Genomic DNA, 11,679 nt, shown 5'->3' with positions numbered 1-11,679 from the left:
AGTTTGGCCTGAACTAATAATGTGAGAAACCAAATTGAGTAACAATGCTGAGTCTCATGATTATTTGTTAAACGTCCTGATTAATCAGCAGGCGCAGGCAGTGTTTATTTTTCAGGATACGCTTTTATTAACGGCGAATTCAGAAGCATTAAGACTCATCAAAGCTCAAAATGAATGTGACATTATCGGTTTGTCATTTAGTGCTTTTTTTGCTGAATCACTCAATTCAATCAACTTAAATTCAGAGTCGCCGGTTGCATCTCCATTGACGCTTATTGGTATGAGCCAAGCTTTGCGTTATCCAGCTACTTTAGTACTTGATAACAGTAATAAATTACTGGTTATTCTATCCAGTCAAATTCAGCCGGGCCCAGCACAAGATTGGGTATCCAGTGACCTGGAATCTTCCTCCACACTTATTGGACACTGGAAATACAACACCACTACATCACAATTTTGGTGGGGTGAACATACGTTTGAAATTTTTACCAAATCCCCTCAGCAGTTTTCCCCATCAATAATAGCAATCTTGGAATTAGTTCATCCTGACGATAAATCGTATGTGGAAAACGCTTTTCATCTAGCTATTACCAATCAGACGAGCCTTGATATTTGTCACCGAATATTCACGTCGGAAAACACGCTACGTTTTATCAGGCAACGTGCTACCTGGGGGCCTTATGATAACGAACTGTTTGGAACTGTCTTGGATTTGACTGATATAAGACAGCATATCAGTCATAGTGATTACCGATTACGCTTAATGGAAGAAACCCAGCGAATTGGTCATATGGGCAGCTGGGAAATTGATTTAGTCAATGACAAGGTGATCTGGTCAGAACAAACCGCCAATTTATTTGGTTTAAAACTCGAAGAGTTTGCCGGCACAACTGAGAGTTTTGAGCAATTTATTTTGCCAGAAGACAAGCCAAAATTGGATTCGGCTCGAGCTAAACCAAGTAATAGCGGCATAATTGAAACTGAATATCGCATTACACGTAAGAATGACGGTGCGATTCGTTGGATGTTTGAGTGTGGCAAATCGGTTTTTAACGCGAGTGGGCAGGAAATACGCCGCTTAGGCATGATTATCGACTTCACTGAGCGTAAACGGTTAGAAATGATTCAAATACTGGAATCCAGCATGGTAGAAGCCGTTGCTTCTTCTCTGGAGCTGCACCAGATAATGGATCAGATTGTTCTCGGTATTGAAGAAATAATTCCTAATACCATTGCATCCATTTTATTGATCGATGAAGAGGGAAAACGTCTACTTCATGGTTCTGCACCCCATTTAGCCAATAGTTATAACGATGCCATACATGGTGAAGCAATAGGCCCAAAAGCAGGATCCTGTGGAACAGCAGCCTTTCTTAAACGCCCGGTGATCGTCAGCGATATTGAAAATGACCCTTTATGGGAAAATTATCGTGAATTCGCATTGGCGTATGACCTACGAGCCTGCTGGTCACACCCCATTTTTGATGAAAAACAAAATGTTATCGCAACATTTGCCGTTTATCACAACACCATCAAAACACCGGAACCGGAACAGCTTGATACTATCGAACGTATCACAAAAATTATCTCGATTGCGATAGGTAAGCAACGTAATGAAGAGCGGATTCGGCGAAGTGAGAGTCGCTTTAGAGAAGCGTTCCAGGATGCTGCAACAGGTGTAGCAATCATCAGTACAGATGGACAGTTTTTTGAGTGCAATAAAGCCTATTGTGAAATGCTGGGCTATTCTAATGAAGAGCTGATTCAACTCACACTTCAACAACTGATGCACAAGGATGACATAGAGCAAAATCAACTGGAAATTAACGATATTCTGCTTGGAATCCAGGATAGTCGTATTTTGGAGAAACGCTATATCAGTAAGAGTGGAGAGATTGTCTGGGCACGATCAAGTATCTCCTTACAGCGTAATGCGAATGGTCAGCCAATCCATCTTATCGCTATTACAGAAAACATCACCAATATTAAGCTCGTTGAGGCCCAACGTTCAGAAGCCGAAAGATCGCTGATGCAATTACTGAGAAATCTACCGGGAGTAGCATATCGTTGTATGTATGACGACATGTGGACAATGTTATATGTCAGTGAATCGTTTCAAAGATTAACCGGCTATGATGCAGATTTAGTGCTTGAAAATAAAGCCATTACATTTGCAGGTCTAATTTATCCTGATGATCGTCAGTTTGCTGCTGAAATTGTTGATAAGGCATTGACTCAAAACCAATCATTTCAGGTTGAATATCGAATCATTCATAAAGATGGTGGGATTCGCTGGTTTTGGGAACAAGGTAGTGGTGTAAGAGGTAATGATGGAAACATAGTCGCGATTGAAGGATACATAACCGATATTACGCTGCAAAAACAAGCTCATGCCAATATTCATGAGAGTGAACAACGGTTTCAATTGTTATCCAAAGCGACCAATGATGCGATATGGGACTGGGACCTCGTCACCAATAAACTTTGGTGGAGTGATAGTTTTGCCACACTATTTGGTATATATGCAGAGTCTTTACCCACACTTGAAGGATGGGAAAAACGTATTCATCCTGATGATCGCGATAGGATCGTTAATAATCTGAAGCGCTCTGTCGAAGAGCGCCAACAGAGTTGGTCAGATAATTATAAGTTTCAACGACAAGATGGAAGTTACGCAGATGTTATAGACCGTGGTTATGTAATTTACAATCAAGCTAATGAAGCAATCCGTATGGTCGGTGGAATAACCGATATTAGTGAACGGCTTGAAATTGAAGAACAATTACGTCAATCTCAACGCCTTGAAGCAGTAGGCCAATTAACCGGCGGTGTCGCGCACGATTTTAATAATTTACTGACCGTGATCGTCGGCAATGCCGAAATTATTACCGAGTCACTTGATAGTAATTCCAACTTACGTGGTCTGTCTGAAATGATTCAGGAAGCAGCTGATCGTGGTGCTGAATTAATTCGCAGTTTACTGGCATTTTCCCGAAGGCAAGCGCTTGATCCAAAACACATTGATGCCAACCAATTATTGAATAATTTTCAAGGATTACTCAGCCGGTCCATCGGTGAGGCAATTCAACTGGAACTGGTTTTACAAGCAGATCTATGGTTAGCACAGGTAGATCCGGGACAACTGGAAAATGCCTTATTAAATTTAGCGATTAACGCTCGTGATGCTATGCCATCCGGTGGTCGATTATTGATTGAAACAATGAACGTTTCGCTTTCAGAAGACTATGGCTCACAACATGATGTCAATCCAGGTGATTATGTGATCATTGGTGTCTCAGACACCGGCATTGGTATTGCCCCAGAAAATCTAGATAAAGTGTTTGAACCGTTTTATACCACCAAAAGCAAAGATAAAGGCACTGGCCTTGGGTTGGCAATGGTCTATGGGTTTGCACGACAAAGCTTTGGTCATATTAATGTTTATTCGGAACTTGGGCAGGGCACAACAATCAGACTCTATTTACCCAGATCACCAGAGGAGGTTGCTAGCGCTGAAAATCCTACAGTGCTGCAGATTCAGCCTCATATAGGCAATGAGTCTATCCTGGTTGTTGAAGATGATGAACTGGTTCGTAGTTATGTTATATCTCAATTGGAATTTATGGGATATCAGGTAATAAGTGCCTCTAATGGGAATGAAGCAATGGAGATCATCCTGAGTGATGCTCAAATCGACTTATTATTTACGGATGTGGTCATGCCTGGTGGAATGAATGGTAGGGAGCTTTCAGATAAAGCTATGCGTATTCGGCCAAACTTGAAAGTGTTATTTACCTCAGGATATACCGAAAACTCAATCGTACATCATGGTCGATTAGACCCTGGCGTTATGTTGCTAAGCAAACCTTATAGTCGTGATGAATTAACCACTAAAATCCGTAAGTCTTTGCAAGATGAGTAAAAGATTACATTGAGGTTGCACTGCTTATTTACGCTAAATAATTAAGAGTATTCTGGGGCGATGACCGAATTAAAAGTACTTATTTTAGATGACAATAACCTCACTGCACGAGCAATCGCAAATGTCGCTGAATTTATTGGTCTATCAGCCAAAGTCACTTCAGACTTTAAAAGTTTTCTCAAAATTTTGCATGACTGGCAACCGCAATATCTGATTGTTGATTTGATTATGCCTGATATGGATGGCGTAGAAGTTCTCGGCGAACTGGGCCGTATGCGGATAGATGCTCAGTTAATCATAACCAGTGGCGCCGGACAGCAATTACTTCATGCCGCGGCGCGCTCCGCTGGTGCTCATGGACTAAATGTATTGGGTATATTGCCCAAGCCCTTTAATCCAAAAGCCTTCCGAGATTTGATTAATGCTGAATCGATTAGTAGTGCTGACCACACCTTTGGGCAACAATTACGTGCAGAAAACCAGACAAGTACCCTTAGTGTAAATGAGCTGGAACAGGCAATTCACAATCATGAAATTTATTTGGTTTATCAACCTAAAATCTCTTGCATAAGTGGTGCTCTGACCGGGTTTGAAGCGTTGGCAAGATGGCACCATTCAGAAAAAGGCTTTATTTCACCCGAAAAATTTATTCCGTTAGCTGAACAACACGACTTAATTGATTTATTAACCTTACAAGTTTTTGAGCAGGCTTTAGGCTTTCTGAGGCAATTGCAGGCGGCTGAATCCACAGTAAGTAGCCATAACCGTGAATTATTACTTTCAGTAAACATTTCCGCGGCCTCATTAAAAAATCTTGAGTTATTCAAACAAATTGAAATGCTTTGCGAAAGCAATCAAATCCATCCTGATCAGCTTATTCTTGAATTAACTGAAACGGCTGCGATGGACGACCCCGTCATGTCATTGGATATATTGACCCGATTACGTTTACGTGGCTTTAGATTATCCATCGATGATTTCGGTACCGGTTTTTCATCCATGTTGGCGTTAGTTCGTATGCCGTTTTCCGAGGTTAAAGTGGATAAAACCTTTGTAATGACATCAGCTGATTCACGTGAATCGAGACTAGTGATTAAGGCCATTATTGAACTGGCTCATAGTTTGAATATGCAGGTGGCTGCTGAAGGTATAGAAGACAATACAGCCTTAGAGTTATTGCGAAAAATGGGCTGCGATCAAGCCCAAGGATATTTTATTGGTCGCCCGATGTTGCCTGATGCTTTTATTGAATGGTCGAATAAGGGGTCAGAGCATATTGATTTACAAAGATTGAAACATTTACACGGCCTTGGATTATTGGATAGTGAACCCGAACATCGTTATGACCGAATAACCAAGCTTTGCGCCCGATTGTTTAATGTGGAAATCAGCCTGATTTCGTTAATTGATGAAAATCGCCAATGGATAAAATCGTCAATTGGTTTCAGTCAAAGACAAACTGAACGTTCTATTGCCTTTTGTAACCAGACTATTGCCCAAGATGATGTTTATATCGTTCCGGACACGCTTTTAGACCATCAATACGTTAATAACATTATGGTGACATCGGCGCCTTTCGTGCGTTTTTATGCGGGGTGTCCAATTCGGGTCCGATCGGGCGAAAAGTTAGGTGCATTATGTCTAAAACACTCGGTACCCAAGGAGTTCTCTGAAACCGACATAAAATTGTTAAAGCAAATGACACAGATGGTAGAACAAGAAATAGACTATAACCCGTTACTTGACGAAGATAAGCTGACCGGCTTGCTGAATCGTGATGCGTTTGAGGGAAGAGCCCAGCAATTAATCACTATTTTTGTTCCGTTACAAACCACCATCACAATGTACTATTTCGATTTGAATAACTACAAACACATTACCCATGCACATGGTATTTCTGCTGGTGATGAAGCGCTTATTAATTTTTCCCGATTATTGACGGAGACTTTTACCGACACAGAATTAGTCGCCAGACTGGTTGATGATGAGTTTGTTGTGCTTTGTATTGGTGAACCTATCGCAAATTCACTGGAAAAATTGGCCGTGGCAGTAAAAGACTATAACGCAGCTATAAGCCCTCATTTGAACATTGAATATACTGTTGGCATTGCTTCAAGCCAATCCATCGTCAATGTTGATCTGCAATCGTTATACATGTACGCCGACACCGATCTATACGAACATAAAAGTTGAAATTTACTGAAACGTACCAATGTAGAATACAAGTCGTTATTTATTATCGTCTCCAGCAACATTCACAATAATTTGCAATAATTCCTCTAACATAATGTTAGACATTTCCATATTATATTCATTTTTATTATATGGAAATCCAAACATATAGTTTCTGTTTATATGTGGGTTTTGTTATTTTGTGCACACTCACTGCTTATTTTTTAAGAGATAAAACAACAACATGAATATCAGGTTGCCCAACGCCCCATTTACCGATGAACAATTGCAGCAGCTGAATAATTTACTGCAAGGCCTGGAAGGCTGGCAGGTAGATTGGCTGTCAGGCTATTTGTCAGGCTATCGTGCGGCTCAGGGTGGAACAACTGTTACGGAAACTGCAGCTTCTTTGGCTGGGCAATCTATTAAACTTACTGTGCTTTATGGTTCACAAACAGGTAATACCGAAGCAGTGGCAGGACAACTTGCTGAGAAAGCAAAAGCCAGTGGTATTGAAGTCAAACTATGTGATATGGCCGAATACAAACCACGAGAACTGAAGAATGAACAATATCTGGCGGTATTAACCTCGACACACGGCGAGGGAGAACCACCTGATAATGCGATGGATTTATATGAGTTTCTGGCTAGTCGTAAAGCTCCGGGTTTAAAAGGCTTGAAATACAGCGTGCTGTCACTGGGCGATTCCAGCTATGAATATTTCTGTCAGACAGGTAAAGACTTTGATCAGCGTCTGCAAAAACTTGGTGCAACTTCGGTAATTCCTCGAGTTGATTGTGATGTGGATTATGATGATTTAGCAGAAAAATGGATCATTGAATTTGTTGAGTCACTAACCAGCTCGATGCAAGCCAGTGCTGCACCACCGTCAGCTTCTGCTGCGATGAGTCAGCTTGAAAACTCCGTTCAATATGATCGGAAACATCCATTTTCAGCACCATTGCTGGAGAATCAGATCCTTAGTGGTCGCGGTTCCAGTAAGGAAGTACGGCATATTGAAATCTCACTGGAAGGTTCGGGGTTGCACTACCAGCCGGGTGATGCTTTAGGTGTTTATCCACAGAATGATCCCGCTCTGGTGTCAATGCTGATTGATGCGCTGGGATTTGATGCTGATAGTCCAGTAGTACTTGATGAACAACAAGAAACGTTAATCAATGCATTAATGCATCATCGTGAAATTACCTTGTTGACTCGACCGTTAGTGGAAAAATGGTCTGAACTAGCCCAGTCCGATGAACTGAATAAGCTGATGGAAAGCAAATCTGCCGTCACCGAATGGATCCGTGGTCGTGATGTTTTGGATTTGGTGCAAAGCTATCCATTAGCTGACATAGACGCCAACGGCTTTATCAAATTGCTGCGTAAACTGCCGCCAAGATTATATTCGATTGCATCCAGTCAGGCTGCGGTTGATGAAGAGGTGCATATCACCGTGGCGACGGTTCGTTATAACGCCCATAATCGTGAACGGGGCGGGGTAGCCTCAACCTGGTTAGCCGATCGCTTAGCCGAAGATGCGACTATTCCGGTGTATATTGATCCGAATAAAAACTTCAAATTGCCTGCCAATGATGATGCGCCGATTATTATGATTGGTCCAGGTACAGGCGTTGCACCGTTTAGAAGTTTTATGCAGGAACGTGAAGAGCGAGGAGCACGGGGGCCCAACTGGCTATTCTTTGGCGATCAGCATTTCTTAACCGATTTTCTCTATCAGACTGAGTGGTTGGCCTGGCGTAAATCCGGATTATTAACTCATCTGGATGTGGCTTTTTCTCGTGATCAGACCGAGAAAATCTACGTGCAGCACCGTATTCGTGAAAAATCCATTGAGATCTGGAACTGGTTGCAGGAAGGAGCTTATCTATATGTCTGCGGCGATGCCGACAATATGGCACCGGATGTGAATGAAGCACTGATTGATATCATCAGTCAGCAAGGCAATAAAAGCCGCGAAGACGCCACTGAATATCTGCGTCAGCTGACGCGTGATAAACGCTACCAACGTGATGTGTACTAATGAATACCAAATTACCTGAAGCCGAACAACTCAAACTCGACAGCCGTTATCTGCGTGGCACCATTGCCGAAGGGCTGGATGATGTGGTTACCGGAGCGATTTCCGAAGATGACAACAAGCTGACCAAATTCCATGGCAGCTATATGCAGGATCATCGTGATCTGCGTGATGAGCGCCGTCGTCAAAAGCTGGAACCGTTATATTCATTTATGGTTCGACTGCGTATTGCCGGAGGTGTGGTGACTCCACAGCAATGGCTGGGACTCGATGCAATAGCTGATGATTGCTCCAATGGCACGTTACGTATTACCACCCGGCAGACGTTTCAGTATCACGAGGTTTTGAAAAAAGATCTGCGTTCATTAATGCAGCAAGTCAATGCGTTAGGTTTGGATACGAAAGGCGCGTGCGGTGATGTGAATCGAAATGTGGTGACCAATGTCAATCCGCATCAATCTTCAGTGCATGCCGAAGTTCATCAGATTTCACAAGCTATAAGCGATCATTTGTGCTGGCAGTCAGGTGCCTATGCCGAGATCTGGCTGGGTGAAACGTGTGTCTATCAACCTGGGAAATCCGAAGAACCATTTTATGGTGATCGTTATTTACCGCGTAAATTTAAAATCGGTATCGCTATTCCACCTGAAAACGACAGCGATGTACTGGCTAATGATATTGCGTTAATTGCCATTATTGAAAACGACGAATTAGTTGGATTCAATGTCGCCGTTGGTGGTGGTATGGGCATGACCTATGGTGAGAACGCAACTTTTCCGCGGTTAGCCACCATGGCCGGTTTTGTGCCAAAAGAACAGATTGTCAAAGCCTGCGAAACCATTGCCGCCATTCAACGTGACTTTGGTGACCGCAGTATCAGGGCGCATGCACGATTTAAATACACCATCGATAATCATGGTATTGACTGGTTTAACGAAAAATTCACCGAATATCATGGTGAAGCAATGACCGCTGCCAGACCCTTTGAGTTATTACGTAATGGTGATCGATTTGGCTGGATCCAAGGTGAAGACGGGCAATGGCATCTGACCCTATATATCTACAGTGGTCGAGTTGCGGATACTGAAGTACTGCAATTGCGAACGGCATTGCGTGAAATCGCTAAAGTCCATACCGGTGAATTTCGCATGACCTGTAATCAGAATCTGATTATTGCCAATATCAGTCCTGAGCAAAAACCGGTAATTGAACAACTGGTCGACCAATATCAACTTGATATCGGTGAGCGCCGTCCGGCATTACGTTTAAATGCGATGGCCTGTGTTGCCTTACCTACTTGTGCTTTGGCGATGGCCGAGTCAGAACGTTATTTACCAACGTTTCTCAGTAAGCTAGAGCAGATCATGAGTGATGTTGGTTTGCCGGAAAAACTGATTAATATCCGTATTACTGGTTGTCCCAATGGTTGTGCCAGACCATATCTGGGTGAAATTGCCTTAACCGGTAAAGCCGTGGGGCGTTATAACCTGAACCTGGGAGCGGATTTCAGTGGTCAGCGATTAAATCGTTTGTATCTGGAAAATGTGGATGAAACCACCATTCTGAATACGCTGAAACCCATGCTTGAACAATTTGCTGCTGAACGTGAGCAAGATGAGCATTTTGGAGATTTTCTGATCCGTGTGGGTATTCTCGGCGCCGAACGGTCCCCGGAAATGATGCATAAGGCATTGGTAGATTGAAATCTAACCGTAGAGGACACAGAGGTTTTATACGGATTTTGTCGGGTTACGCTGCGCTAACCCGACCTACCCATTAAAAACAAATTTCTCTGTGTTCTCGGTGGTTAATAATTCAAAACCTAACGATTAATTCATCCGACGGTATTTGATACGTTCCGGCTGATGATCCTTGCCGAAGCGTTTACGGTAATCTTCGGCATAATCGCTGTAATTACCTTCAAAAAATACCACGCTGGAATCGCCTTCATAGGCAATCATATGGGTACATACCCGATCTAAAAACCAGCGATCATGCGAAATGACTACGGCTGAACCCGGGAAGGCTAATATGGCTTCTTCCAACGCCCGCAAGGTTTCAACGTCCAGATCATTGGTCGGTTCATCGAGCAATAAAACGTTGCCACCTTCTTTAAGCAGTTTGGCCATATGCAGACGGTTTCGCTCACCACCGGATAAATCTTTCACAAACTTCTGCTGATCTGAACCTTTAAAGTTAAACCTTCCACAGTAGGCACGAGAAGGGGTCTGATAATTTCCGACAGTAATCATATCCGCACCATCAGCAATTTCTTCAAATACGGTTTTCTTGCCATCCAATTCACGTGATTGGTTCACATAAGCCAGATGTACGGTACTACCGATTTCGATTTCACCTGAATCAGGCTTTTCCTCACCAGTAATCATACGGAACAAGGTAGATTTACCTGCACCATTCGGCCCGATAATGCCGACAATTGCACCGGGGGGAATCGTCAGACTGAGATCTTCAAACAACAGTTTGTCGCCATAGGATTTAGTGACGTTATGTAATTCAATTACTTTGTCACCTAAACGTGGACCAGGTGGAATATAGATTTCCTGCGTTTCATTACGTTTTTGGAACTCTTTTGAATTCATTTCTTCAAACTGTTTCAAACGCGCTTTGGATTTTGCCTGACGCCCTTTGGCACCTTGCCGAACCCACTCAAGTTCAGCCTGAATGGCTTTGTTATGTGAAGCTTCCTGTTTGGATTCCTGAGCCAGACGTTGATCTTTCTGTTCCAGCCATGAAGAGTAATTGCCTTCATAAGGAATACCACGACCACGATCCAGTTCCAGAATCCAGCCAGCCGCGTTATCAAGGAAATAACGATCATGGGTAATGGCAACAACCGTACCTGGGTATTCCTGTAAGAAGCGTTCGATCCAGGCAATGGATTCGGCATCCAAATGGTTCGTCGGTTCATCGAGAAGTAGCATATCCGGGTTATCAAGTAACAAACGACATAAGGCAACCCGACGACGTTCACCACCTGATAACACTGCTACATTGGCATCCCAAGGTGGCAGTCGTAATGCATCAGCTGCACGTTCCAAAGCATTTTCCAGATTATGACCATCTTTGGCGGTGATCAGATTTTCCAGTTCTGCTTGTTTTTTGGCTAAAGCATCAAAGTCTGCATCGGGTTCAGCATAAGCTGCATAAATTGCATCCAGTTCATCTAAAGCAGCTTTAACATCCGAAACCGATTCTTCAATGATTTCACGAACGGTTTTGCTATCATCCAGCTCAGGTTCCTGAGGCAAATATCCCACCTTCATATTAGGCATCGGTCTGGCTTCGCCAATATAGTCTTTATCCTCACCGGCCATGATGCGGAGCAGTGTGGATTTACCAGAGCCATTTAAACCCAATACACCGATTTTGGCGCCGGGGAAAAATGACAGGGAAATATCTTTTAAGATTTCGCGTTTTGGCGGCACGATTTTACCAACGCGGTTCATGCTGTATACGTATTGAGCCATTATAAAATCCAATAAAACAGGAGTTCAGTAGAAGCGGTGATTCTACCTGAAATTAC

5 protein-coding genes are annotated in these 11,679 nt (G+C 42.9%); 4 read left to right on the top strand and 1 reads right to left on the bottom strand.

Going from position 1 to position 11,679, the window contains the following annotated elements; all coding sequences use genetic code 11:
* Positions 1 to 34 precede the first annotated feature (34 nt).
* From ACN0V2_RS03700 to ACN0V2_RS03685, 4 genes are all read left to right on the top strand, one after another.
* Positions 35 to 3,922, top strand: a complete 3,888-nt coding sequence (locus ACN0V2_RS03700; RefSeq protein WP_417549442.1) for a PAS domain-containing protein — start codon at positions 35 to 37, stop codon at positions 3,920 to 3,922.
* A gap of 60 nt (positions 3,923 to 3,982) precedes the next feature.
* Positions 3,983 to 6,115 carry an EAL domain-containing protein gene (locus tag ACN0V2_RS03695; protein WP_417549441.1) on the top strand — a complete coding sequence of 711 codons (2,133 nt, stop codon included), beginning with the start codon at positions 3,983 to 3,985 and terminating at the stop codon, positions 6,113 to 6,115.
* Positions 6,116 to 6,338: 223 nt separating this feature from the next.
* Entirely contained in the window at positions 6,339 to 8,138 is a 1,800-nt protein-coding gene (locus ACN0V2_RS03690) for an assimilatory sulfite reductase (NADPH) flavoprotein subunit (protein ID WP_417549440.1), read from the top strand.
* The gene (locus tag ACN0V2_RS03685) at positions 8,138 to 9,838 is read left to right on the top strand and encodes an NADPH-dependent assimilatory sulfite reductase hemoprotein subunit (RefSeq protein ID WP_417549439.1); all 1,701 of its coding nucleotides are present in this window, start codon (positions 8,138 to 8,140) and stop codon (positions 9,836 to 9,838) included. Before ACN0V2_RS03690 ends, ACN0V2_RS03685 begins: the two co-directional genes overlap by 1 nt.
* Positions 9,839 to 9,964: 126 nt before the next feature.
* Here the strand turns inward: ACN0V2_RS03685 and ettA are convergent, their stop codons facing one another.
* Positions 9,965 to 11,623 carry an energy-dependent translational throttle protein EttA gene (ettA, locus tag ACN0V2_RS03680; RefSeq protein WP_417549438.1) on the bottom strand — a complete coding sequence of 553 codons (1,659 nt, stop codon included), beginning with the start codon at positions 11,621 to 11,623 and terminating at the stop codon, positions 9,965 to 9,967.
* Between the last annotated feature and the right edge of the window lie 56 nt (positions 11,624 to 11,679).

The sequence above is a fragment of the Methylophaga sp. genome, from assembly GCF_048266885.1.
In the GTDB taxonomy this organism is placed as follows: Bacteria; Pseudomonadota; Gammaproteobacteria; order Nitrosococcales; family Methylophagaceae; genus Methylophaga.
The sequence above is the reverse complement of the archived record's forward strand: the minus strand, read 5'-3'. Positions and strand labels throughout refer to the sequence as shown.